Source organism: Sulfurospirillum sp. HTRB-L1, assembly GCF_059415125.1.
Map to the genome: position 1 here is coordinate 160,308 of NZ_JCAHZR010000004.1, position 26,560 is coordinate 186,867.

24 protein-coding genes are annotated in these 26,560 nt (G+C 40.1%); 4 read left to right on the forward strand and 20 right to left on the reverse strand.

Going from position 1 to position 26,560, the window contains the following annotated elements; genetic code table 11:
• Positions 1-4 precede the first annotated feature (4 nt).
• The 16 genes from AC5SLM_RS08545 to AC5SLM_RS08620 form a co-directional block, all read right to left on the reverse strand.
• Positions 5-1,072, reverse strand: a complete 1,068-nt coding sequence (locus AC5SLM_RS08545; RefSeq protein ID WP_495250530.1) for a glycosyltransferase family 2 protein — start codon at positions 1,070-1,072, stop codon at positions 5-7.
• A gap of 139 nt (positions 1,073-1,211) precedes the next feature.
• Positions 1,212-2,525 (reverse strand): FkbM family methyltransferase, encoded by a 1,314-nt coding sequence (locus AC5SLM_RS08550; protein ID WP_495250531.1) that lies wholly within the window; start codon positions 2,523-2,525, stop codon positions 1,212-1,214.
• Positions 2,526-2,815: 290 nt separating this feature from the next.
• Positions 2,816-3,172 (reverse strand): glycosyltransferase, encoded by a 357-nt coding sequence (locus tag AC5SLM_RS08555; RefSeq protein WP_495250532.1) that lies wholly within the window; start codon positions 3,170-3,172, stop codon positions 2,816-2,818.
• Between the two features lies 1 nt (position 3,173).
• Positions 3,174-4,034, reverse strand: a complete 861-nt coding sequence (locus AC5SLM_RS08560) for a LicD family protein (protein WP_495250533.1) — start codon at positions 4,032-4,034, stop codon at positions 3,174-3,176.
• Positions 4,024-4,665, reverse strand: coding sequence for a class I SAM-dependent methyltransferase (locus AC5SLM_RS08565; protein ID WP_495250534.1), 642 nt, complete (start codon positions 4,663-4,665; stop codon positions 4,024-4,026). Before AC5SLM_RS08565 ends, AC5SLM_RS08560 begins: the two co-directional genes overlap by 11 nt.
• Entirely contained in the window at positions 4,665-6,590 is a 1,926-nt protein-coding gene (locus tag AC5SLM_RS08570; protein WP_495250535.1) for a glycosyltransferase family 2 protein, read from the reverse strand. Before AC5SLM_RS08570 ends, AC5SLM_RS08565 begins: the two co-directional genes overlap by 1 nt.
• 3 nt (positions 6,591-6,593) lie before the next feature.
• A complete protein-coding gene (locus AC5SLM_RS08575) occupies positions 6,594-6,785 on the reverse strand; it encodes a hypothetical protein (RefSeq protein ID WP_495250536.1) in 192 nt (63 codons plus the stop codon).
• Entirely contained in the window at positions 6,778-7,926 is a 1,149-nt protein-coding gene (locus tag AC5SLM_RS08580; RefSeq protein WP_495250537.1) for a class I SAM-dependent methyltransferase, read from the reverse strand. Before AC5SLM_RS08580 ends, AC5SLM_RS08575 begins: the two co-directional genes overlap by 8 nt.
• Position 7,927: 1 nt before the next feature.
• Positions 7,928-9,064, reverse strand: coding sequence for a class I SAM-dependent methyltransferase (locus AC5SLM_RS08585; RefSeq protein WP_495250538.1), 1,137 nt, complete (start codon positions 9,062-9,064; stop codon positions 7,928-7,930).
• On the reverse strand, positions 9,064-10,635 hold the full coding sequence (locus tag AC5SLM_RS08590) for a glycosyltransferase family protein (RefSeq protein ID WP_495250539.1): 1,572 nt from the start codon (positions 10,633-10,635) through the stop codon (positions 9,064-9,066). Before AC5SLM_RS08590 ends, AC5SLM_RS08585 begins: the two co-directional genes overlap by 1 nt.
• Before the next feature lie 3 nt (positions 10,636-10,638).
• The gene (locus AC5SLM_RS08595) at positions 10,639-10,977 is read right to left on the reverse strand and encodes a cupin domain-containing protein (RefSeq protein WP_495250540.1); all 339 of its coding nucleotides are present in this window, start codon (positions 10,975-10,977) and stop codon (positions 10,639-10,641) included.
• Positions 10,978-10,980: 3 nt separating this feature from the next.
• Positions 10,981-11,790 carry an FkbM family methyltransferase gene (locus AC5SLM_RS08600; protein ID WP_495250541.1) on the reverse strand — a complete coding sequence of 270 codons (810 nt, stop codon included), beginning with the start codon at positions 11,788-11,790 and terminating at the stop codon, positions 10,981-10,983.
• Positions 11,791-11,800: 10 nt separating this feature from the next.
• The gene (locus tag AC5SLM_RS08605) at positions 11,801-12,940 is read right to left on the reverse strand and encodes a hypothetical protein (protein WP_495250542.1); all 1,140 of its coding nucleotides are present in this window, start codon (positions 12,938-12,940) and stop codon (positions 11,801-11,803) included.
• Entirely contained in the window at positions 12,937-13,476 is a 540-nt protein-coding gene (locus AC5SLM_RS08610; RefSeq protein WP_495250543.1) for an HAD hydrolase family protein, read from the reverse strand. The genes AC5SLM_RS08605 and AC5SLM_RS08610 overlap by 4 nt, the downstream gene beginning before the upstream one ends.
• Positions 13,460-16,231 carry a motility associated factor glycosyltransferase family protein gene (locus AC5SLM_RS08615; protein WP_495250544.1) on the reverse strand — a complete coding sequence of 924 codons (2,772 nt, stop codon included), beginning with the start codon at positions 16,229-16,231 and terminating at the stop codon, positions 13,460-13,462. The genes AC5SLM_RS08610 and AC5SLM_RS08615 overlap by 17 nt, the downstream gene beginning before the upstream one ends.
• 106 nt (positions 16,232-16,337) lie before the next feature.
• Positions 16,338-17,837 carry a flagellin B gene (locus tag AC5SLM_RS08620; protein WP_495250545.1) on the reverse strand — a complete coding sequence of 500 codons (1,500 nt, stop codon included), beginning with the start codon at positions 17,835-17,837 and terminating at the stop codon, positions 16,338-16,340.
• Between the two features lie 141 nt (positions 17,838-17,978).
• Between AC5SLM_RS08620 and topA the strand changes: the two genes are divergently transcribed.
• The 4 genes from topA to AC5SLM_RS08640 all read left to right on the forward strand — a co-directional run bounded on the left by topA (position 17,979) and on the right by AC5SLM_RS08640 (position 23,121).
• Positions 17,979-20,045, forward strand: coding sequence for a type I DNA topoisomerase (gene topA, locus AC5SLM_RS08625; protein WP_495250546.1), 2,067 nt, complete (start codon positions 17,979-17,981; stop codon positions 20,043-20,045).
• Entirely contained in the window at positions 20,042-20,554 is a 513-nt protein-coding gene (locus AC5SLM_RS08630; protein ID WP_495250547.1) for a YfcE family phosphodiesterase, read from the forward strand. Before topA ends, AC5SLM_RS08630 begins: the two co-directional genes overlap by 4 nt.
• Positions 20,554-21,720: a cation:proton antiporter gene (locus AC5SLM_RS08635; protein ID WP_495250548.1), complete on the forward strand. Its 1,167-nt coding sequence runs from the start codon at positions 20,554-20,556 to the stop codon at positions 21,718-21,720. The genes AC5SLM_RS08630 and AC5SLM_RS08635 overlap by 1 nt, the downstream gene beginning before the upstream one ends.
• 120 nt (positions 21,721-21,840) lie before the next feature.
• Positions 21,841-23,121 (forward strand): citrate synthase, encoded by a 1,281-nt coding sequence (locus AC5SLM_RS08640; RefSeq protein WP_495250549.1) that lies wholly within the window; start codon positions 21,841-21,843, stop codon positions 23,119-23,121.
• Positions 23,122-23,148: 27 nt separating this feature from the next.
• Here AC5SLM_RS08640 and AC5SLM_RS08645 read toward each other — a convergent pair whose 3' ends face one another.
• The 4 genes from AC5SLM_RS08645 to recA are packed head-to-tail and all read right to left on the reverse strand — an operon-like array spanning position 23,149 to position 26,429.
• On the reverse strand, positions 23,149-23,835 hold the full coding sequence (locus AC5SLM_RS08645; protein ID WP_495250550.1) for an AMIN domain-containing protein: 687 nt from the start codon (positions 23,833-23,835) through the stop codon (positions 23,149-23,151).
• A gap of 13 nt (positions 23,836-23,848) precedes the next feature.
• Positions 23,849-24,124, reverse strand: coding sequence for a septum formation initiator (locus tag AC5SLM_RS08650; RefSeq protein ID WP_495250551.1), 276 nt, complete (start codon positions 24,122-24,124; stop codon positions 23,849-23,851).
• A gap of 2 nt (positions 24,125-24,126) precedes the next feature.
• Positions 24,127-25,392 carry a phosphopyruvate hydratase gene (eno, locus tag AC5SLM_RS08655; protein WP_495250552.1) on the reverse strand — a complete coding sequence of 422 codons (1,266 nt, stop codon included), beginning with the start codon at positions 25,390-25,392 and terminating at the stop codon, positions 24,127-24,129.
• Complete coding sequence (recA, locus tag AC5SLM_RS08660) at positions 25,389-26,429, reverse strand: recombinase RecA (RefSeq protein ID WP_495250632.1); 1,041 nt, start codon at positions 26,427-26,429, stop codon at positions 25,389-25,391. Before recA ends, eno begins: the two co-directional genes overlap by 4 nt.
• Positions 26,430-26,560: the final 131 nt, after the last annotated feature.

A 26,560-nucleotide genomic window follows, 5' to 3' on the forward strand; every position in this document is an offset into this window, starting at 1 on the left:
GCTCCTATAAATTAAAACAAACTACTTGACTCTCAATGCCAAGTTCTTTAATTTTTTTTATTATTGCTTCTTCTCTTCCTAGTACGGAAACAATAATGCAGTCACAATCATATTCTCTTATCTTTTCTGGTCGATAAACGCGAACATCGCCTTCAACTTCACTTTCATTGCTATCCACTACCAGCATTATATTATTAAGGTTTTTATATATGTATTTTCCTATTTTCCCATACCCATATAAAACAATTTTTTCATATTTTTTTTCTAGTGCTAGAATTTGTCTATCTAATTTTTCCCACAAACGAAAAAGTTTAAAATTGTTGTCTCTTTTTTCATCTTGCAACTGGATATCATTATATAAAATACTTCTAAACATAACTTCTTTATCTTTTGTGTAATTTAATAATATCTTAAGACATTCTAATCTTGTTGCAATGTAGTTTAATTCGCTAAATCCACCCCCCAAGAAGACGCAGACAGGAATGGTTTCAACCTGAAAGTTATAGTTTTGAGTATATGCATTTAAAATAAAATCATAATCAGCAGCATATTGATATGCTGTAGAAAATTTTAATTTTCTAAGTACGGCAGATTTTGAAAATATTGCTTGGTGACAAAACGGCATTGTGCTATAAACAGTTTCTATTCCTAGGTTTTTTTTATATATTTTTTCTTCTTTTTCTCCAGAGAGGTAAAAAATATCTCCGACAAAAATATCAGTTTTACTATTTCTTAGAGACACAAAGTTTTGCACTGTGGATTTATCATACAATGTATCCCCCGCATTCATAAAATTAATCCATTCTCCTGTTGCCGCATCGATGCCCTTGTTCATGGCATAGTAGATTCCATCATCAGGCTCACTCACCCAATAATCTATCTGTTTTTCGTATTTTTTTATAATACCAACAGTGCCGTCCGTGCTAGCGCCATCGATGATAATATATTCAAGATTGGGGTAGTTTTGGCCCAAAACGCTTTGGATGGTTTGCTCCAAATAGGCTTCTGCATTATAGGTTACGGTGACTGTGGTGATTTTAGGAAAGTGTTCATTCGTACCGCTCTTAAGCATCTATCCGGCTCCCTCGCCTTTGTATTTAAAATAAAGTTTTTAGCATGTGCTTTAAAACTACTCCAGCATAAAGCAAAAAGTTAACAAATTGTTTTCGCGCCAATGTTTTTTGCAACCATGCACCAAAACCCCGGTTCTGTTATATTTCCAAGGTTATAATTTTGCTAGGATTCACATGCAGCTCTTCTGTTAGATATTTAATAATTTCCCGCTCCCTTCCCAAAACACTAATGATAATTTTGTCGAAACTCATGGTGGAAATATTAGAAGGATGATTTTTTTCATCAGACATATCAACATATCCTACAATTTTATCCAACATTAGAGCATGAATGGTTTTTCCCAAAGTTCCATAGCCATAAATTAAAAAGGAGCCACTTTTTTGTTTTAACATTTCTATGGCTTCGTACAATTTATTGTACTGTTTCGAAAAATTATAACTAGTATCTAGGACGCCGTCACTAAAACCTTTGTTTTTTTGTTTCAGCTCATTATTTAATGCGACTCTTTGCCCCCTAGTTGCAAAAACATGATGTTTCCTGAGCTTTGAATCTTTTTTTACAAAAGCTAAATCTACTTGCGCCAAAGCCGAATCGAGAGGTCGATTTATGAAATTAAAAATATCATAAACCACAAAACCTTTTTTATCCATATACCTAATCACATCGGCAAACTCATTGTTGTTATTAAAAAAGTTAAACAAAGAAGTTTCTAAAATCACGATGTCAATTGTTGGTATCAAAAGGCCAACACCCTCCAAAACATCAATCTCAGCCCCCTGGACATCTACTTTTAATAAAATAGACTTGCCATAAAGATTATATTTTTCTTGAAAACTATCCAGCGTTTTCAATGGGATTCTTCTTTTTTCTCCATTTACATCCGAGCCTTCATCTTCCATATATAATGACGAACCAACCAAGTCAGGATGCACATTAAACTCAACCTCACCCGCCTGTGAGCCTAGGGCGCACATCTCTATATTGATGTTTTTATATTCGCTTTTATACCTCTCCATATCTGGCATAAACTCTTCAAGTGGCTCGAAAAGAATAAATTGTGATTCTGGAAATGTTCTATAAAGCTCAGGAGTTCCATTCGCAACCCCCACATCAATGACAACTTCTGGATAATGCCCGTGTTGCTCTTTAATCATTTTTAGAAAATCACCCATATTGTTTCTTCTTTTTGAAATAATAGAGAGGACACTATCCATCTTATTGCTCCTAAATTCAAATTTTTGTCTTTGCACATTAAAGATTATTTTTTCATTTTCCTTGGAAAGTTTTTTTATTTGACTCTCAATAAGTAATTTTTCATGTTTTTGAATTGGGGACAAAAAAAGTTGCTCTTCCAAGGATTCAAGTTCTTGTAAAATATTTTTTTCGTATCTAGTTAGCAACTCCTCTTCCCTTTGAAGCACTTTTTGGCATTCATCTTTGTATTTATGCATAAAAAGCTTCGTCAGTTGATTGGCGCGATGTCTGAAGCCCCCAATAAGTGCATCTGAAATATAAACCTGTGAAAATCTATTGAAACGCAACCAAAGTTCAAAGTCTCCCGCATACTTTAAAGATGTATCAAGTCTTGCACCAGCCCTATTCCACAGGCTCCTTTTCCAGAATGTGGATTCTTGTTGAATATGTTTATCTGGATGTAAAAATTGAGAGTATCTGCTGTGCTTATGTGAAGGTCTTGTATTTATGGTTCTGCCTTGCTCGTCAAAGTTTGTATTGGCACCAGTTAGCCACTCAATTTCGTCAGATAATGAAAATATCTCTGCAACTGTAAAAAAGCATTGGGATGGTACATATCATCCGAATTAATCCAAGCCATCACCTCGCCTGTTGATTTATCAAATCCTTTCTGAATTGCCTCATACATTCCACCATCAGGCTCACTCGCCCAGCAAGTTAAACTTTCTTCATGTTTTTTAATAATTTCAATCGAATTATCACTGCTGCCACCATCAATAATTATATATTCTAAGTTTGGATAATTTTGACCAAGTACACTTAGGATTGTCTGTTCTAAATATTTTGCTCCATTATAATTTGGAGTTACCACTGAGATTTTAGGGTAATATTTTAAATCAATCACTTCACAATTCCAATGTTAGTATTTTATCAGGATCCACACATAAATCCTTCGTTAAGTATTGGATTATCTCCTCCTCTCTGCCCAGAACACTTATAATGATTCCATCATAGATCATGTTTTTTAGATTGCACGGGTGATGGTTTTCGTTGGCTATATCAACATAGCCAACAATTTTATCTGGAACAAGTGTATGTATTGTTTTACCTATCGTGCCATAGCCATAAATTATTGTATTATTGCTTAGTCTCATTATTTGATTTAGAAATTTGTTAAAAGATATTGAAAATTTATATTTAGAATTAAATTTACTCTCAGCATTTCCCTTTGCATGGGCGTTTTTTTTAGGAATATACCAATCGTTTCCATAAATTTCCTCAAGAAGCTTGATATGATTTCGCGGAATATTAAACTTTGCATCTAAAAAAGTATACTCCATTAATTCAGTAAAATAATCTGATGAGTATATATAGTTAAAACAATATCGTTCAGTTCTTCTTTCTTTAAAAAAATAAATATCAATATAATCGTCATTTCTAATTAAAGTTAGCAGGCTATCAGAGTATCTTGCCACTTGAAAACCGCATTCGTTAAATTCAAAAAGAGTTTGTAAAATATCTTCTCTTAGTTCATCTAAAATAAATACATCCACATCCTCATCGTGAACTATGAAATTTTTCTCACGAACAGCACCCAAAAGCGTGCCAAACATTAATCCAAATTTAATATTACTTTTATCCATAATTTGCTTGAACAGAAGCAGGTTTTCTCTACAGGTTTTTATATCAAGTAGTTTTCTTCCAATAAATAGTTCAATGGGGCTATAAAAAAAGTCACCTTTTTTTGTTAAGATTTTATTTTTCAAGAATTATCCTCATTAAAACTGGATTATCGCATTTATAGATTGATAAATTATTTTTTTCTAAAAAATAATTTATTTTAAATCCAATAGCTAATGCCTTTTTTGTAAAAGCATCTGAGTCTATGAACCTTCTATAATGGTCTGTAAAAAAAGCATGTTTTTCAAGCCGCTTGCCTTGGCCATATAGTTCATCTTTAATAGTTCTAGATTCAATACAAAAAAGACCTCCTTGTTTTAAGGCTTTATATATTTTTTTCAAAACTATATCTTCATCTTCTTCCGTGATGGAGTGCAATGTAAATCTTGAATAAAAAACATCAATATCAAAATAATTGGAATAATTCTCAAGTACAAAGTCAGCATTATTAAGCACGAATTTATCCTTGTATCTTGGAGGCAACTTGTTAGATTTTATATTAATTGCTTTAATACTTTGGTCTATGGCAACTACACTATGATTATTTTTAACAAAAAAGATGGAATCTCTACCATTGCCCGACCCCAGCTCTACAATATTGAGTCGCCTTTGTCCAAAGATTTCCGATTGACAAAATTCTGCGAAAGAACTATGCTTTTGAATATCTTTCTCGTATCCAAATTTTTCGTAAAATTTCTCCCAATATTCCTTTTCCACTAAAATCCTTCCGTCTTTGCTTTTATTATAATTAATCTTTCGGGTCGCAGCATGTGCTCAATGGATTCATCAATTAAAATATCTTCCAACACCTGTGTGTTTTTATGTGACAATAGTATAAAAATATTTTCTCCGTTTTTTAGTGCTTCTCTGGGTGAAACCGCTTTTATTTCATTGTATCTAATTGTAGAGTGTTCAGCTTCCGAGGTAATCAAGAAGTTAATGTCAGCACTAATGTTCTCCAAGGCAAATTTAATTAAAAACAAATCAGTTAACTCACCAATGCCAAAAATAGAGAAACTAGTTATATTTAATTCTTTTATTTTATTTATCAGTTGAGTTACTATAAAATTAAGTAATGATTTATTGAGTGGGGAATTAAAATTAAAATTTTTCATTAATGTCAGTTCTAATTCATGTTTGTTTTTTAAGTTTTTCGTATTTTTGTCAAAAATATATTTCACCCATTTTTGATGATCTTGTTTTTTTGCTGAAGATAAGCCACACAAATGTCTCCTGTAGGCTATTCCATCAATTCCAGAATAATAGAATTTCGCTTCTTTTGATAGCCTTATTTTTAAATCCCAATCTTCATAAAGTGGTATATTGTAGTCGAATCCCCCAACATACACATATAGGTCTTTTGAACAAATAAAGTCTCTAGGGATAGCAAAATTACGTGTTATCATATCTTCAAACACATACCCTTCTTTTATATTTTGGTCAACCATTACTCTCGTAAGCTCATTGCCCATTTCGTCGACATGAACTATTCCGGAGTAAGCTATTACACCATTGTGATTATGTTTTGATATAAGCTCCATTTCTTTTTCTATTTTTTCAGAACTCAAGTAGTAATCATCACTGTCTAAGGTTGTAATCCAATTGCCTGATGATGCTTTGATTCCAATATCTCTTGTTTTTGAAATGCCAAAATTAATGGCATTACTTATTATTTTGATTCTTTTGTCTTTTTTTTCAAAATCTCGAATAATGTCCAAGGAATTATCAGTAGAGCAGTCATCAACAATAATGACTTCTAGATTTTTATATGTTTGATTAATAATACTATCTAAACATTCTGATATATATTTCGAATTGTTGTAATTAGGCACAATTACAGAAACTAAAATATTGGCATTTGCTTTTTTCTTGTTTTCTATACTTGCCATGCGGGTTCTTGTTACCCTATTTGGATATAATCCCCTGTCTATAAGACTATAGCCTATTATTCCATGGTTATCATCAATAGATGCAAATAACTCATATTTTGGTATAGCATGAACAAATGGTAGAAACTCACGATCTGTTGATCTTTTTTCAAAATCAAAGGGAGTTTCTATAGGCCATCTTTTTATAATAGGATGATTGACTTCAAGTATATTTTGAAAAAATTCCTTTTTTGTAATGCTTACGGCAGAAACTGTATAGAAATATTTTTGTATATTTTTTTCAATTATTTTACAATTCCTATGGTCTAACTCATAAAGCAACAAATTATCAGAATCTATACTTTCTATACTCTTAAACTTATTTTTATATCCATCGTGCCACCAGCTATATATTAAGTGGTCGACCGCGCCTTTTTTCATTTCTCTTAAAATTTCATCATATTTTTTTACATTTATCATATTTACGTGGTCTTCAATCCAAAAGAAAACAAAATCACTTGAAATATCTTTTAGCATTAATCTTGAATCAAAAAACCATCCATCTTTTGATTCTAGTTCATAGGGAATAATCTTGCAAGACAAATGATTTTTTAAATAACACATAGCTTCTTGTTTAAATTCACCACGAATATTTATCACCCATTTCTCAGCATTAATATCCTTAAAAGATAGGAAAGAATCTTTCATCCTTTGAAGTCTTTCCCCATTATTAATTCTAAAATTAGCAAATATAGCTAATGTTGGTGTGTTCATCGTTTATTCCCAAAACTCAGTATTAGAGTTTATATTTTCCAAAATATCTTTTCGTATTTCATCATTATAAACACCTGCTTTAAGTATTAATATTGGATTTTCAATAGCTTTAAGCATCTTTGACGACTCTACAGGCTTACCCGTTCCATATAATCTTTTATCTTGTCTGGTTGAGCCATTGCTTTTTCTACTCACAAAACACCACATTTGGATTGATATTTTCTAGGATGTCTTTTTTAATCTCCTTGCTGTATAGTCCCATCCTCAGTATCACAATTGGAGTATCATATTGTCCAAGAATTTTTGGAGACAAGATGCTTAGGCCTGTTCCATAGAGTCTTTTGCCTTGTTTTTGAGCATCGTTATCCAGTATGGCTTTTATTTTTTCCTGATTCAGCCCAGAAGATAAAATCATCTGTGCAAAGATACTCGCGCCAAACAGAAATACATCTTCTGAGTTTTTGATCTTTTCATTGGACTCTGAAGCAAAATCTTTGAAATAGTTCATATACTCAAAAAACATTTTTCTGGTCTCTTCATATCGATTGGGGTAATGAGCTTTAGGAAGCTTTTCGGCATCTTCTATTTTTTGAGCTGCTATAAAAAGTGCATAATCTTCAAAATGCCGTTCCGTTCTCTTGATCTCAAAACCATTCACCTCAAGCATTCGAAGCGCAAACTGCCCATCGATATAGTAGTTGTGTTCAAAATTCAGTGTGTTGGGGTATTTTTTCAGAAGCCCGACTTGAAAATTTGGAGATGAGACATACATCATCTGGCCCATCTCCAATAGTCGATTGATGTTTTTAATCATCTCATTTGGTTGGAAAGCATGTTCGATGACATAGCTGTGCACAATCGCTTCCAGATTTTTGGGTGCCTGCGAGCGATCAAACTTTTCCAGATACCCTTTAATATACACCGCATCCACATCATCATCGGGCCTAGGAGAGGGTTCAAGAATAGACCAGTTCGCATCTGGCATCTGTCCCTTGTATGCTTTGGAGAGATAGCCATGCCCTCCACCAATTTCAAGTACTTCTTTAACTCTATCTTGGCCTATAAATTTTGCAAATTTCTCATGATAACTCTTCCATACTCCCCCGACGGTCCCTCCCCCGTGATCCTGATCGTACAAAACATGCATAGGCACCAGAGGGTTTAGCTGAATACTTCCAGTTGATTTACTGATAAACCAACGCATGTCGATAAACTGGTCGTTTTCTTGTGTTGTTTCCACACAGTTCATGAGTAATGGAAATCTTTCTATCGTATACAAATGCTCCAAATCGGCATTTCCCGAATAGACACAGAAATTTCTTTCTACTAGCTCCATCTCACTCCCAAAAATTGGTGTTTGCATTGATATTCTCCAAGATGTCTTTTTTGATTTCATCATTATAAACACCGGCTTTAAGTATTACTATTGGGTTTTTAGCATCTTTAAGTATCCTTGGCGACTCTACAAGTTTATCCGTTCCATATAATCTTTTGCCTCGTTTATTTTGGTCGTTGTCAAGTAAACAAACAATATTCTTAGTATCTAGTCCGAATGCTATTAAGTATTGAGCAAACACATGCGCACCAAACAGATATATTGGACCATCTGATTTTTTAATTCTATCATTTAAATCTGCAACTAATTTTTCATGAAAATCTACATAATCTAAATAGAGTTTTTTATTCTTTTCGTACAAGCTAGAATCTAGCCCTATTGGCTTTATTGAAGAATCTTTTATACAGCCATAAAAAATACTATGATCATCCATAAAATAATGTTTTTTATCTATTTTAAATCCATGTTTGGCAAGTAAAAACTCTACATATGGTTCTGTGAGAAAAATTGTATGTTCAAAGTTAATACAGTTGGTATATTTTCGCTCAAGCATCACTTGCATATTGGGAAGACTAAAAACTAAGTTTTTACCATCTTCCATAAAGCTTGATAGATGTTTTACAAAGGCATCTGGATAATAAATGTGTTCAAAAACATGGGAATGAACTATAGCGTCATAATCATCTTCAAATTTAAAACTATCATCAAAAAATCCTTTTACAAATCGTGCTTTCACGCCTTCAGCCGGCACTGGATTTGGTTCAACTATTGTCCAGTTAATTTTTTCATAACGTTGGTATTTTCTTGATAAAATCCCATGAGCTCCGCCTATTTCTATAACTCCTTTTGGATTGCACTGATTTAAAAATTTTGCAAAATCATTATGATGCTTCATCCACAATACTCCGACTACGCCTGCTCCATGGGATTCAGGATACAGTATGTTAAGAGGAAGTAATTTATTTAGCTGTATCAAACCACTACTTCTTGATATACTCCAGCTCATATCAAAAAGTAAATCTTTATCTTTATCTTGTGCCAAACACCCCATAAATACAGGAAACTTCTTAAATGTATATAAATGCTCTAAATCCTCATTATTTGCTACAACACATTTATTTCTACTTATAATATTCATTATTTTTCTTCCAGTATTTCATTTAACATATTTTTCCCGAGATAAAAAAGTAATAAGCTGTATGGATAATGATGGAGTGCAGCAATATTAAGGTATATTAATGCTGTCATGAGTTGGGCTCTTCTGTAGTCATATTCTTGCTTTTCTATCCACTCTTTAAAGTAGTGCTCACAATCAACCAGATTTTGCTTTCGCAGAAAATCATAATGAACGGTGTTTAGTTTATGTTTTACTTCAAAAAGATTTTTATTCACAAGCTCATGCGACATAATAATTCCATGATTTAGCTTTCCAAAATCATAATAAATATCTCCATACTCCATAATCCCACCAAAGTTTTGTCTCCAGTCAAGCAAGGTAAACGGAGCCTTTTCGCCATCATTTATTAAAATATTTTCAAAGTGCAAATCACCATGAAATCTTACTGGTATTCCTTTTGACAACTCTTCCCAATCAACCTTACCAAGCAATTCAAAGACTTTAGAAACTTTGCTTCCATTGATAATCTCTTCGCTATCAATCTGTTCAAAAGTGGTAAAATACTGTTTAACTCTTTTATATGTCTTATCTTTATAAAACTCCATACAAACTTTTTCAAATTTATCTTGATCATTTTTGTCGAGCTCTTTTTTCTCCCAAAAACCCTCCATCCAATCAAGATAGTATTTAAATGTTGCAACCGTAGGATTTTTTGAAAAAATCTCTCCTTTTACTTTTTTGTAGGCATACATATTCTCAGTTGAGTTTTCTATTTTTGGTATAAAGTTGCCTAATGTTTTGGCTCTTTGAACCCTATCTTTTATAAAGTCTTTATCAATAGAGAATTTTATAACTTTTTCATCTACAAACCATATCGCCTCTTCCTCTTTTTCTAAAACATTTGCTTCTATATTTTTTGAAAAATGTTTTCTTGTTCTATTGAGTTGGTCTATATTTCCCGTATCAAACCAAGTAAAATCAACAGGCTCAATCCCAATATCTATCAATGCCCGCAAGCCAAAACTTTCACCTATCTCAATCGAGCCTTGATTAATTCCATTTTTCATAGCCTCCCAAAACCCTTTATAATTAAAAATACCAGCTAAACCAATATAAGCTTTTACATCACCCTCAGCACCCTTAGCACAAATCTCTACAACATTTCTTTTTTCGCTTTTTATGGTTCTATATTGACTATTATCTTCGGTTTGAGCTTGTCCCACCCAGTTGTGAGCAGGTGGCTTGATATCCTCTAACACTATCGTATCATTAGACGTAAAGATAAAGGGGCATTGAAGTTCTTTTTCACATTGCATAATCGTATGGCCAAGTCCAGATCCTTCGCCCTCGTACAAATCGACATCTATAAAAGTAAACTTTCTATTTGGATAAGCCAATGTCAAATAATCTTTTACAGTTTGAGCTTTATATCCAACAGGTATCACAAACTCAATACTCTCATCAAATTTTTCAACAATATACGAAATTGCAGGTTTATGCGCAACAGATATAAGGGCTTTATTTACATTTTTTGTCATTCCCTTTAGTCGATTGCCAAGTCCGGCGGATGCAATAAGTACTTTGTAATTCATAAATCAAGCCCTTTTGTATCTATCTTGAAGTCTTACCACATCTTCTAGCTCTGGCGTAGAAGCTTCGAGATAAATACAATCTTCCAATGCTTCCATTCTGTGTATCTTGTGGGGGCACAGAGTCATATAATCATTTGGCTCCATAATAATCTCATCAAGTTCATCTTCTTTGTCGCCTATATATACTTTTAAGAACCCACTTAAAAGATATACTGTCTCTATTTTTACTTCATGATATTGCAAACTACACGCATGTCCTTTAAGCATTGTAAGTCTTTTAAACATATATCTCTCATTTTTTTCTAAGAGCTCTTCTCTTCCCCATGGTTTTTGGATGATCACTGCTTACTCCATTGATAAAAAGGTATTTATTAAATTATATTCTTCACTGCAACAAGCTAAAAAATTACCAACATCGTACTTATTTTCAAAAAAAGGAGTATATACAACCTTTTCAAGACCATTGGGCTTTATGACAAAAATATTAAAATTATATTTTTTGAAAAAATCAACAAAGTCTAAAAAAAGTGTTCTTGAGGCTCTTGAAGCGTGTCCAAATTCAAACTGTATAAACCTTATTTTATTATTTTTTAATAAATTTTGCATACCAAGTAGTGCGTTAAATTCGTTGCCCTCAATATCTAATTTAATAAAGTCTATTTTTTCAATTAATCTATTTTCACAAAAAGTATCGAGTGTTATGGCATCACACATAATTTTTCTAGAGCTAGTTGCGTATCCGATACTGTTCATATCATAAATAGAGCTGTGTCCAGAATTTTTACTAATGACTTGAAAGAATTTTGTCCTGCCATTTACATTTGACATGGCCGACTGAATAAAAATAGCCCTCTTGTCTGTAATATTTTCTCTTAAGATAATTATGTTTTCCGGCACCGGATTAAATAAATATAGTTGCTTTAATTGATGTATATACTTCAAAACCTCCACAGAATATTTACCAATATTCGCACCTACGTCAAAAATAATTTCAATATTATTAAGCTTGGATAACGCTTTTATTAATTTTAACTCACCATTTATAGCAATATCAATATTCATATTATTATCAATCTTATTTATAACATTTTTACAAATTTGATAACCATTGGGTATCTTTAACAAAATACATTCTAAATCCAAATTATCATACATGTTTAGTCCCTTATATCATTTTAAATAATTGCATGTATTTTGTCATTGATTGCTTGATTAAAGTTTTGAGATATTCGTCTAAAAATATATTTTTACCCAATAAATCATTTGCTATTTTTTCTTTCATTTGTTTTATTTGTTTATCTGCAAATACATAATGACCACAAATTATAGCTTTGTCTATCTCTGTAGCCTTACTATCTTTTAGCATCCATTTTTTCCACTTATTTGAAGCTATTGCAATATCTAGAAACAAATCGAACTCTTGCTTGTATCCGAAAGTCTTCAGAAGGAACAAAAGCCCCCTTGTCTCAACGACTCCAAACTCAGGCGCTACGTTAGAAGCATGAATACCTAAAATGGGTCTTAAAGCCAAAGCTTCACTACAAAGATAGTCCGTATTGTGTTCTTTAAGCATCACGCTATATTTTTTACAAATCGCCAATGTGTCCCCAATCTTACCCAAAAGAGTATCTATATATTCTGCTTGCGCAAATCCTCCAATATTTTTTATTTCCATAACTTTTGTACCAGTTTGCGCTACAACAAATGTTGGACCTTTTATCTTATTTATCTGACAAAATTTTTGTGTTTCATTTAAAAAATATTCAAACTGTTCTAAATCTTCTGCATATCCATTTTGCTCCTCTGTGCCAAGTTCAAAATAAATATTTTTGTTATGCTTTTTGGCAAATTCATAAGCATGTCCATAGAGTTCAAAAAGTCTATCTAAAATTGTTTCGATAGACAACTCTTCTTTTTGTACAGGAACACTTGGGTCAATATGTAAAAAATCAAACCCAGCCAAGATATCTTCTTCGAAAGATTTTTTAGCAATACGCATTGATTCTTGTAGGTTTAAATCGCCAATAGACTCATAATTCCCCTGCCAAGGCCCTCCATGATCACGAGCTAAAAAAATATTTTTTTGATTTTTGATTTTCACATACTGCGCAAATTGACTGGTTGTAAAATTCTCAACATATCCGCCACCAAATTCTCCTGAATCGACCTGTCTCCTGCTGGCAATTAAAATTTGTGGTACATTAAATTTTGCAGATAATTCAATGCTTGAATCAATGCAATTTTTACTCATTGGTCCAGCGCATAACAGTGTAGCTTTATTGTGCAAAATAAAATCTTTTATCATACAATCCACTTGCCACTCAGTTTAATCTGCCTGTTGGGCATCTCTTTTGGATCATATTTTTGAAAAAATTTCTCCATAATGTGTAGGCCAGCTTCTGCGACTGCCCTATCTCCACCACTTCTGCTAGTTACATAGTTTGCTACAGACTTCGTATATTTATCTCCGTTTGCAGGAGCTATTCCGTAGCCAACCTCTCTAAAAACATAATGATCGAAAATGCCATCACCCATATATATCACTTCTTTTGTATTCCATTTTTCCTTAATCCAATCTATTCGTTTGACCGTACTGACTAGCTCTAGCGGCATACCCATATCCTCCACTATTCTTGCTCTTGATATATTAAACCCGCGAGAATCACCAGTAACAAATGATATCTCCAAGAAAGTCTTTAACATTGAAAGCACGTCATGATCATCCGGACCAAATATTTTCATAGCTTTACCATCAGACGTATAATAAAAACGTCCATCAGTCATAACACCATCAACATCTAGTATAAATATCTTTGGGGCTAAGTTATTTAGTCGTTGCATTATAAAACCTAATTATGTAATCTTTGAATCTTTGATTTTCAAAAAAATATTTTACTATTGTAAAGTTATAAAATTCAAATGCATTGCTATTTATATTAATAGGTTCTAAATCTAAATCACTAAATATATCGCTATAGACCAATAAGGTGTGGCTAGCTCCATATTTAACTATTTGCTCAGCACTAAAGCCCAGTTTTTTAGGATTTGTATATGTGATATAGTTTAAGTTATTTAATTTCGCATCATAATCTGAGAGCGTCATGTTTTTTGCCTTTAAGGGATCGTTTAAATGACAAAATAATCCGAAAACTTTTAAATTTCTTCTAACAAAACAAGAGTGTACCCTTAAATCAAGCGTGCTAAACAAGGTCCAAATAAAGATCTCTACTTCTTGTGCAATGTGATATATGCTATCAGAAACAAAAAGGCTCATATTGCTGTTTTCAAAATTCTCTTTCGCCATTTTTAGCTGATGCTCTCTCAGCCCAAACCCCTTAAACTCCACATCCGGAAACCGCTCCATCAACTCTTTAATGTACCCCACAAACTCCTCGTCCGCCAGATTCTCTTCTGTGGCTAAAAACCCGATGGCGTTGGGGCAGTAGAGGTCTTTTATCTTCTCTTCGTCTATGGGCTCTTCGAGGCTTTTCATAAAGCTGAGTTCATTGTATTTCTCATCCTCCCGCGCGATGACGCTCACAAAGGCATCTGGCAGCACCTTGCCCGTTTTGGCGTCTTTAAAGACCGCGGCTTTGCCCACATGCATGTCTGGCATGTCGTACAAAATCCCGCGCATATCCACGTCAAACACCCGCCCAAGTGTGGGCTTGAGTTCTTTACATGTAAAGCTATCTATCACTTCGCCTTCCACCTCAACATCAATGCGCTCCACCTCATCGATGAGCCTTCGTGTTTTGGCGAAGGTGACAGTCTTTAAAAGCGCATCCATAATCCCTGCAAACGCAAACAACCACGGCTTGTGCGCCTCCACAAGCGCGCGGGTTTTCTCTTCTTGTTGTGCCGCTGTTTCGACCTTTTGCACCACAAGAGGCGCAAGGGCGATTTCTTGAGAAAGCATCATCGACTGGGCTATGTGCCACACCACTTTTTCAAAAATGGGCTCCTCGAAGCGCCCTTTGACTTTCCCTATGCGCGCCATCAGCTCTTCAAAAACGGTCGCACTTGTTGCCCCATCTTCACTCGCAGCCGCCACATCCAAAAAAAGCGCCTTGGTTTCCTCTAACAGCGCTTGGGTATACGCAGTCATCTCTTCCACTTTACGCTCCACCTCAGCACCAATGCGCAGCACATCTTGCTGACGCGCATACCCTAGCACAAGGGGCGTTTTTACCTTTTCTTGCTTTACATGTAACGCCGCAGCCTCAACAAAAGGGATTTCAATCGCCCCATAAATGCTCGCCCCACCCTCGGTTGCATTGACTGTTAGCAACGTTTCTTTGGTCTCTGCGATGTCTTTTTGAAAAGATTTTCTAAACATATCCCACGTGTGGTTGGTACGCACGCGCCCTGTGCCGCCCCAGCCCTCTACCCACGCATCACCCTCTTTTTCTTTGACATTGCTTTGCCCAAACACATGCCCATCTGCATGCGAAACGCCATCTTTCCCGTAGGCCAAATCTTGCCCTATCAAAATGCATGTTTTAAATTTTCCGTGGTAAATGAGCTCATACGCCATATTTGCCGCGCTCATCCCAATCCCCAGATACCCCCACTCATCTGGTCCAGTGAACATCATGTAACCAAGGGGGCGCAAGCTCACCTGCAGTGTCCCGCCCTTGATGCTCCCTAGGACCGCTTTGTGTTGTAAAGAGGTTAGCGCAAACACGACACCCTCAAAAGCCTCCGCAGGCAGTTCTGTAAAAAACTTCGCACTCTCCACGACTCGCTCAACAGACACCACCACATCAGGCTTAATGCCCGCACGGTAGAGCACAGGAAAGCTTGCATCCACCGCAACGATGCGCACATAAGGAGCGATGCGTTTTAAAAGAGGGAGTTGCTTAGTAAGCGAAGGGCCCGTAGAAACAAGCACGGCTGCTTCTGTCGTGCCAAGTTTTTTGAGGAGTTCTCCAAGAGGCGGGGTTTTGAGCACTTTTGGCAAATTGACCACATGGTGCTTCAGACCAATAAGCGCATCTTTTGGGTCATTGCCCGCCACGTTCACCCCTTGATAAAGGGCCTCGATAAGGGTTTGATTGGTAAAATGCAAATGGTCTAAGTGGCATTTTTCGTAGTAAGAAGTCGCGACATGCAAGTCATATACCTTGGCGTAATGCAAAGTTTTTTGACCCAAAAACAGCCCAAGCATCCGCGGGAAGTCCACCTCTTCTTGCCCAAAAAGCACCAACCTTCCGCTTTGAAGTTCAGCAGCAAACTCCACCATATGCAACACCACAAACAAAAGCTCATCCTCAGGCTCCACCACTACGATGCGCTCATGTTTTGGGTTTGCTAGTAATCTTTTAATGAGCACCCCATTGCCCAATCCATACATGTAAAGAAAGGGGTGTTCATCAAAAGCTATATAACGCGCAGTATCTTCCTCCACACTTTGCGCAGGAGAGCCTTCATAAAGAGGAGTAAAATGGGTTGTATGCACCGCATTGAGCGAGGCAACATTGCCCTCATCCATGAAAATCTCAAAATGCTTTAATTCCCCTATGGCACGCAGGCGACGCGCAAGAGAAGGGTTGTGTGCATCAAGCACAGAAAGATTAGTCTCAAAAAATTCCATCATCTGCCTTTAGTTTGAGGTCTTACATGTAAAGCAAAAACCATGCCCCTTAAACCAAAAAAGCCGATGAGAGTCTCCTCCCATCGGCTTAAAAAGTTCCTAAAGACTACTGAAGCAGTCTTAGGACGTTTTGTTGTACTGAGTTAGCTTGACTCATCGCATAACTTCCTGATTGTGCAAGGATGTTATATTTAGAGAAGTTCGCAGACTCAGAAGCAAAGTCAACATCACGAATCTGAGATTCAGCCGCTTTTACGTTTACTTGCGTTACGGAGATGTTATTTACCGTTGCAGTAAGTTGGTTTTGAGCAGAACCGATGTCCGCACGGATGGTATCAAGGCGCTCTTGGGCAGATTGCGCGATTTTAATCATCGCTTGTGCACCCGCATAGGTAGTAACACCCGCGCCCAAGTCTTCATCAGCACCAATGGCATTGGCACTGGTAAACGCACCCATAGCATCAGCTGTTGCATTGTCAATCTCGCCCATCATGTCGCGAAGAGAAACACTGGCTGTAAGTCTAGCTGATGTACTAAACATATCATCACCACTATCGTCTGTCACCTCGATACCTGCAGCACCTGCACGAATAAGCGTCAAGCGACCAAAATAGCCACCATCATCAATATCGGCATCGGCGTCTGTGCCGCCAGTAAGTCCAGTAACCGCCACACCTCGACCATCAGTCGAAGTTAATTGGAGTTTACCCTCAGCATCCACGCTTGCCACAACTCCCGTTGTTTCTTTGTGGGTATTGATAGCATCCACTAAAACACCGCTTCGATCATTGGCTTCCACTTCTAGCGATGTAGCGATCGTAACACCATTAATAATAATGGTACCAAACGTTCCTGATGTAATCGCACTGCCTCCTGTCGCGGTTAAGCTCCAGCTTGCACTGACACCACCCAAAAGGTCACTGTTCTTATTAATCACTTCAGCCAAAGCGCCAACACCTGTTCCAGCACCTGTACTAATAACCACTTCTTCTAACGTGATTTCCCCGCCTGTTGCCAAAGTAAAGGTCAACTGGGTTGTGCCGCCTGTTGAGGAAGTAGCAGCAGCGCCATCGCCAGCTGTTTCGAAACGGGTATGGCCGATTTTGTCTGAGCTTGTCGCACCAATAGACATACTAACAGTTTGGTTAGAGTACGCACCCACTTGAAACTGGGCATTGGTAAACGAACCTGAAAGCAAACTCTTACCGTTGAAGGTTGTTTGGCTTGAGATGTTGTCAAGTTGCTCAGTCAAACGTTTGATGTCCGCTTGAAGAGCTTTACGTGAGTTGGCATTTTGGCCATCTTGTGCTGCTTGGGTTGCTTTGACTTTGATGGTGTCGAGGATTTTTAATTGCTCGTCCATCGCCTTGTCAGCGGTTTGCGCCATTGACATCGCATCGTTTGCGTTGTTAATCGCTTGACCAAGAGCACTAGCTTGTGAACGAAGAGAGTCGGCAATAGCCATACCTGATGCATCATCAGCGGCAGTGTTGATTCTCAAACCTGAGGAAAGTTTCGCCAAAGAACCCGAAAGGTTACGGTTGTTGGCAACGCTAGACGTGTGCGAGTTCATCGCCGATACGTTAGTGTTAATACGGAAACTCATCTTAAATCCTTTTAAGTGTATTCAGCATCCTTGCTGTTAGAAACCATATCGCTTGGTTGGCAAAAAACTTTATACCCCTGCCTTACAAATTTTCCTTTTTCTGCTAGAATTGCACCATTACATGTAAAGCAGGACAGTATTTTGAAACACTTAATCATCGTCGAATCCCCAACCAAAGCCAAAACTATTAAGAACTTTTTGGGTAAAGAGTATGAAGTCATCGCCTCCAAAGGCCACGTGCGCGACCTTCCTAAAAGCAGTTTTGGTATCAAAATCGAAGAGGGCGCTTTTAAGCCCGAGTACCGCGTTGCCAGAGAGCACGCTAAAATCGTCAGCGAAATCAAAGCCAAAGCCAAGGCAAGCGACACCATCTTTATCGCGACGGACGAGGACCGCGAAGGAGAAGCCATCGGCTACCACATCGCTATGGCGATTGGCAAAGAGCCTGAAGAATTACCCCGCATCGTCTTTCACGAAATCACTAAAACCGCCATCATTCACGCCCTTGAAAACCCGCGTAAATTGGACATCCAAAGCATCAACGCCCAACAAACCAGACGTTTGCTTGACCGCATCGTCGGCTACAAACTTTCTCCCCTTTTAGCTTCCAAGGTCCAAAAAGGCTTGAGTGCTGGACGTGTGCAATCTTCCGCCCTTAAAATCGTCGTAGACCGCGAACGTGAAATCCGCGCCTTTAAACCCGAAGAATACTGGAGCCTAGACGCGCTCTTTAATGCCACCGTAGAAGCGCAACTGGTGGAGTTTGAAGGCCAAAAAATCGACAAAATGACCATCTCCTTGGGTGAGCGTGCCCATTACATCCAAGCAAGCCTAAAAGAAGAGACCTACACTATCGGCGACATCGAAACCAAAGCCCGTAAAACCTCTTCGCCACCACCGTTCATGACCTCTACCCTCCAACAAACCGCTTCGTCTATGTTGGGTTTTTCGCCTAAAAAAACCATGATGCTCGCCCAAAGCCTGTACGAAGGGGTCAAAACCCACCAAGGCACCCAAGGGGTCATCACCTACATGCGTACAGACTCCCTCAACCTTGCTAAGGAAGCGGTAGAAAAAGCCAGAGAACACATCAAAAGTAACTACGGCACCGCGTACTTGCCCGCCAAGCCCGCCTTTTACGCCACCAAATCCAAAGGCGCCCAAGAAGCCCACGAAGCCATTCGCCCCACGCTCATTGATTTTACCCCTGAAGTGGCCGCCAATTTTCTTGGCAAAGACGAACTTAGGCTCTACACCCTCATCTACACCCGCTTTCTTGCGTGCCAGATGACCGATGCGCAGTTTGAATCCCAAACGGTTTTCTTTACATGTAGCAAAGGAATCTTCAAAGCCAGCGGCCGCAAACTGGTCTTTGACGGTTTTTACAAAGTGTATGGCAACAGCGACAAAGACAAGCTTTTGCCCACCCTCACCACGGGAGACCGCGCCTTTTTAGACTCCCTTGCCGCCAACCAACACTTCACCGAACCGCCTGCGCGCTACTCCGAAGCGAGCCTCATTAAAAAACTCGAAAGCCTTGGCATCGGGCGACCTTCGACCTACGCGCCCACGGTTTCCATCCTCACGGCCAGAGACTACATCGCCATCGAAAAAAAACAGTTAGTTCCTAGCGACACCGCTTTTACGGTAACTGAACTGTTGGAGAAAAACTTTCCCAACATTGTCGACAGTAGCTTTACCTCTTCCATGGAAGAAACTTTGGATGAGATTGCCGAAAATGGCCGCGATTGGCAACAGGTTTTGAGCGAATTTTACACCCCTTTTATCGCCCAAGTCGAAGAAGGCAAAAAAAACATCGTCAGCCAAAAAGTGGCTATTCCCACGGGTGAAGACTGCCCAGAATGCGGTGCGCCGCTTTTGCAACGCAAAGGACGCTTTGGCGAATTTATCGCATGCAGTGCCTTTCCTAAATGCAAATACTCCAAAAACCTTGCCGCGTCACCCAAAGCTGCGCCCGCCAAGTTAGACGTCCCTTGCCCAGAATGCGGCGGCGACATCTTACAGCGAAGTTCACGCCGTGGGAAATTTTACGGGTGCGCCAATTACCCCAAATGTACCTTTATCTCTACCTTTGAGCCCACTGCCACACCGTGTCCTGAGTGTGGGTACCTCATGGCGGCTAAAACCCTTCGCGGCAAAGCCTTGCTTGAATGCATTAAGTGTAAACATAAGGTAACCCCAGAGTGACGCTAGGGGTTTTATCTGATTCGCATCGAAGAAGTGATTTAGCGAAGTTTTGCATCGACACGCTCATTGAAGGCGGGGCAGAGTTTTTGTTGCACGCAGGCGACATTGTGGAGGAAAAAACCTTGAAGCTTTTGGAAAAATGTGGCGTTCCTTACAAGGCAGTACTGGGCAACAATGACCTGCATTTGCATAGCCTTTTGGACACCTACGCCCTCGTGCAAGAACCCCACCATTTCACCCACAAGGGCTTACATGTAAAGCTCATGCACCACCCTTTTTACCTTACGCCCGAAGGGGCAGATTTGGTCGTGTATGGCCACACGCATTTTTTTGAAGCGTCCCTAAATGGCAACACCTTTTTTCTCAACCCCGGCGAAGTATGTGCCAGAAAAAAAGAGGCGTGCGAGTGCGTGCTCTTACATGTAAACGCCCCACGATGGGATTTGGTTCGGTTTACATGTAAGCCTGAAAAACGTGTTTGGAAAAAAGAGTACTGGACCTTTAGCTGATGGATACGAGTATTGTTGATAGCAGCACTATCATTATCTTTATCTCGCTGCTTATTATCATTACGCCATTTTTGTCCAAGATTACCTTTTTGCCCATCGTGGTGGTGGAGATTGTTTTGGGCGCGCTGGGCGGGTATTTTGGCTTTTTTGAAGAGAGTGAGATTCTCAATCTTATCGCCCATGTAGGGTTTTTGTACCTCATGTTTTTAGCGGGCATGGAAGTGGATTTGCACAGTTTTAAGATGGGCCAATCCTCTCTTTTGCGCCGCACTATTCTCTATTTTGTTATGCTTTATCTGCTTTCTTTCATCACGTATTTGTATTTTGACCTCAGCGCGGTCTACCTCGTCGCCTTTCCTATCTTTTCCCTTGGGATTTTGATGGCCCTAGTGAAAGAGTATGGCAAAGACGAGGCATGGCTCTCTTTGGCCTTAAATATTGGCATTATTGGCGAACTGGTGAGCATCCTTGCCATCACGATTCTTAGTGGCGGGTTGGAGTACGGCTACAACATGCAATTTGTCCTCACCATGGTTTGGCTGGTACTTTTTCTGGGCGTTTTTGTCCTTATCTTCAAAGGGGCGCGGGTACTTTTTTGGTGGTTTCCTGGCCTCAAACTCATCATCATGCCCTACCGAGACACCAAAGACACCGACATTCGCCTCTCCATGTCGCTCATGTTTATCATGGTCGCCATGATGCTCATCATCCGTATTGATGCGGTTTTGGGCGCTTTTTTGGCAGGGTTATTTATCACGACATTTTTCAAGCACAAAACCGAGCTCCCCAAAAAACTCTCTTCCTTTGGGTTTGGTTTTTTAGTGCCTATCTTTTTTATCCACGTCGGCTCCACTTTGCCCATCAACGCGTTCGTAGACAAAGAAGTGGTTTCTCACGCTTTATTTATCGCCTCCGCCATCGTTATAATCCGACTGATTAGCTCCCTTATCGCCTACCGAGGCTACCTTGGCTTAAAAAATACCATTTTATTTTCCCTTAGCGACTCCATGCCCCTCACCTTTCTCGTAGCCATTGCCACCTTGGGCCTTCACGCCAAAGCCATCTCACCCACTGAGTATTACGCTTTTGTTGTTGCAAGCATGCTAAGTGCGGTGGTTTTAATGGTCTGTATCAAAATCCTTCACCGCATCTTTAAGTTAGCCTAAAGCCACAGGGCTGATTGCTTTTATCAGGATTTTGACAGCGCCTAGGTGGAATAATTAACCCTAATGATTTTTTACCAATCCGCACAACACGTGGTATAATCTCCCCAAAAAAGGATGTCTATGAGTAAAGACACTGTTACGTTTACCAACAACCGCACAGGTGAGAGCTTTGAATTTCCCATTCTTGATGGCACGATGGGGCCCTCGGTGGTTGACATTTCTACCTTTTACCAAGACACTGGCATGTTTACCTTTGACCGCGGGTACACGTCTACAGCCTCCTGTCGCTCACGCATCACCTTCATCGATGGCGACAAAGGGCAACTCATGTACCGTGGGTACGACATTTCTTATTTGGCCCAAGAGCGCACCTTTTTAGATACCGCCTATTTGTTGCTCAACAAAGAACTTCCCACCATTGAACAACGTTTGGATTTTTGTTTGGAGATGAAAAAACGCTCTTTTATTCACGAAGGGATGAAAAAACTCTTTGATGCTTTCCCTGACAACGCCCATCCTATGGCTATTCTCTCCGCGGGTGTTTCGGCCCTTTCGACCTTTTATTTTGAACACCTTGACATTGACAATCCTGATGAATACATGGAAATGGCCAAACGCATTGTGGCAAAAATCCCCACCATCGCTGCTTTTTCTTATCGCAGTAGCCAAGGCTTGCCCATCATCTACCCCGATCTTGACCGAGGGTTTACGGAAAACTTTTTATACATGTTGCGTGGCTACCCCCACAAGCACATCGACTTAAAACCTATCGAAATCAAAGCCCTTGACACCATCTTTACCCTCCACGCCGACCACGAACAAAACGCGTCCACGACAACCGTGCGCAATGTGGCCTCCACCCATGCCCATCCTTATGCGGCCATCAGTGCTGGCATTGGCGCGCTCTGGGGAAGAGCCCATGGCGGAGCCAATGAATCGGTGATTCGTCAACTTGAAATGATTGGTTCGGTAGACCGCGTGGATGAGTTTATTAAGCGCGCCAAGGACAAGGACGACCCGTTTAGGCTCATGGGATTTGGCCACCGCGTGTACAAAAACTTTGACCCGCGCGCGACTATTTTGAAAAAAATCCGCACCCAGCTTATGGAAGAGATTGAGATTGACAGTAAACTTGTGGAAGTGGCCAATAGAATCGAAGAAATTGCCCTCACGGATGAGTATTTCATCAGCCGTAAACTGTACCCCAATATCGACTTTTACTCGGGGCTTATTTTACAGGCATTGAAAATTCCAAAAGAGATGTTTGCGGTAATTTTTGTCATCGGACGCACACCAGGCTGGATTTCCCAGTGGATAGAGCTCAAAGAGCAACCCACCATCAAAATCGCCCGTCCTCGCCAACTCTACCTTGGCCCACTCGACATCACCCCTAAACACTAACCTCGCTGGCTCCCATATGGGGGCCAGTTACCTCAAAAGAATCTCGTAACCGCCCTCAATCTCTTTTAGGGTGTACAAATAATGCCCGTCCAATAAAATGGCTGCGCGGTAATGGCCGTTGTGGTTTCCCATCGTAATCGTTTTAAAAGCACCCTCTTTAACATCCAACGTGTGGGTATAAAACGCCGTATCCCGCTCAAAATCTAAAACAACCTTGTAAGGATTTGCCACTAAAAAATGCCGAATAAGGCGGTCTTTGGTAAAAACACGCAACCGCATCTCTCCCGCCTCAAAGGCAATAAATTCTTTAAAAGAAAAGGGTTTAAACGAGGGGGTTTTGGGTGTCACTTCTGGGGCAGCTTCTTTGGCTAAAGGAGGCATCGGTTCAGAAGGCATCGTGGGAACAGCAAGAGAGGGCCGAAGCAAAAGGCTTTCTGTGCTCACCACCAAGGGGTCATGCCAATCAATGTCTTTGCCCACCTCCATGCGCAACTCTTCCGTACCACCATCCAAACTTTGGTACCCAAAGATGACGTATTGCAATACCCGCGCACGGCTAGGCAAGGTGGTAGCTTGCTGCTCAAAGTTTCCCCGTTCTTCTTGTATGTTGGTAGGTGTGGTCATGGTTTCGTATTGGGAGGCGGGTAAAAAGGGGTTTTCTCTTGCGAGGCAGGCACTTACAAGCCCTAGTGCGATTACGATGATAGCTCTCATGTCACTCCTTGTCTTAGCGCATGTCTGGATCAAGTTGACGCAACTCAAAATACTCTTTTTGAAGGGTTGCGTTTTCATGCTTGAGTTCACTCGTTCGTTTTTGCAACTGCTCTTTTCCAGATTGTAGCCCCAAGAGCACATCTAGGGAGCTTTTTCCAAAAAACAAATCGCCCATGTAAATCCCAAACCCAATCACGACCAAAGAGGCAAAGAGGAGTTTTAACGCGAAACGGCTACGGTAAAACTGTTGTATCTCGCTTGTTTTATACTCCTCTAAAATCTCGCTCATCGCTAAAACAATTCGCCGCCCAAGTAATCTCCACCGCCTAGCTCTTTTTCAATCTCAAGCAAGCGGTTGTATTTGGCATTGCGCTCCCCTCTAGCGGTCGCCCCTGTCTTGATTTGGCCCGTGTTTAATGCCACGGCAAAATCGGCGATAAACGCATCTTCACTCTCACCACTTCGGTGGCTCATGACGCAGGTGTAGTTGTTGCGTTGGGCAAGCCTGACTGTCTCCATCGTCTCACTCACAGAACCGATTTGGTTGGGTTTGATTAAAATCGAATTGGCAATGTTCTTCGCAATGCCTTCGCGTAAAATCGCTACGTTGGTGACAAACAGATCATCTCCCACGAGTTGGATCTTACCGCCAAGGCGCTCCGTTAGGTAGCCCCATCCTTCCCAATCGTCTTCGCTTAAGCCGTCTTCAATGGAAACAATAGGGTATTTTTCACACATGGAAGCGTAGTATTCCACCAACTCTTTACTACTTAGCGTGCGGTTTTCAGATGCTAGACGGTACCCGCCTTCGCACACAAGCTCACTGCTGGCCACATCAAGTGCAATGGCAATCTCTTTGCCTGGGGTATACCCTGCGGCGCTGATAGCTTCTAAAATCACTTGAATAGGCTCTTCGTTGTTGGCTAAGTTGGGTGCAAAACCGCCCTCATCGCCCAACGCAGTGCTGTGACCCTTTACATGTAAGGCTTTTTTGAGGTGTTGGTACACTTCTGCTGCGGCGCGCAAGGCTTCTTCAAAGGTTTCAAATCCCAAGGGCATAATCATATATTCTTGAAAATCTACGCTGTTGTCCGCGTGGCTTCCTCCGTTGATGATGTTAAACATCGGCGTGGGCAACACTCGTGCATTCGCGCCGCCAAGGTAGCGATACAGTGGCATTCCCAAGCTCGTAGCCGCCGCGCGTGCTACAGCCATAGAAACACCCAACACCGCGTTGGCTCCTAGGCTAGAGTAGTTCTCCGTGCCATCCAACGCCTTCATCGCGCCATCAATTTCCCCTTGATTGTACGGGTTCATGCCAGTGACTTCATCGGCAATGTGCACATTGACATTTTCCACCGCCTTGCGTACGCCTTTGCCCAAATAGCGCGCATCTTGGTCTCTTAGTTCGAGGGCTTCACGCTTTCCCGTACTTGCGCCACTGGGCACAATAGCACTGGCTACCGTGCCATCGCTTAGCACTACGGTTGCGCGTACCGTGGGATTGCCACGGCTATCTAAGACCTCATCTGCCCGTACTTCATCAATAAAAATCATGCCTCATCCTCCACGAGTTCATCGTCCCCAACCACCATTAAACTGGGGTTAAGTCCCATTGCTTGTTTTACTGCTTCTTCGATTTCTGCCGCTAATTCTTTGTTTTCTTTCAAAAGCGCCTTCGCGTTTTCACGCCCTTGGCCTAGTTTTTTATCTTTATAGCTAAACCATGCGCCACTTTTATCAATCACGTCAAGCTTTACACCATAATCCACCAATTCGCCCTCGCGGGAGATGCCCTCACCAAACATGATGTCAAACTCTGCGATGCGAAAAGGAGGGGCTACTTTGTTTTTAATAACCTTAGCTTTTACACGGTTACCAATCTGGTCTTCCCCTTGCTTAAGGGTCGCAATTTTGCGCACATCGATGCGAACGGAGGCGTAAAATTTCAAAGCATTGCCGCCCGTAGTGGTTTCAGGAGAACCGTACCCCATCATCCCGATCTTCATACGGATTTGGTTGATGAAAATAATCGTCACATTCATCTTATGCACGACGCCCGTGAGTTTTCGCAGGGCTTGGCTCATGAGCCTTGCTTGAAGTCCCACGTGCGAATCGCCCATGTCCCCTTCGATTTCGCTCTTAGGCGTCAATGCGGCTACGGAGTCGATAACAATCACATCCACCGCCCCACTGCGTGCTAGGGTTTCGACAATATCTAACGCTTGTTCACCAAAGTCAGGTTGCGACACTAAAAGGTTTTCCGTATCAACACCAAGGTTGTGGGCGTACTTCACATCGAGCGCATGCTCTGCGTCCACAAAGGCACAAATGCCGCCCACTTTTTGGGCTTGCGCGGTAATTTGAAGGGCCAGTGTTGTTTTTCCTGAACTCTCAGGTCCATAGATTTCGATTACCCTGCCCCGTGGCACACCGCCGATTCCAAGGGCGATATCTAACCCTATGGAGCCTGTTCCAATGAACGCGATGGGTTCAATCTCTTTGTCGCCCAAACGGACAATTGCCCCTTTGCCAAAAGCTTTGTCGATCTGTTTCAACGTCAGTTCAAGTGCCTTGCGTTTGTTCTCATCCATAGCCATAAGATTCCTTTGTGAGAGTAGTTGGGATTGTAACATCTTTGATTTAAAAAACTTCTGATTATACCCAACCCTAGGGCACGACCTCCAAAAAGATGGCAATTTGAAATGTAATTTTTAGTCCACCT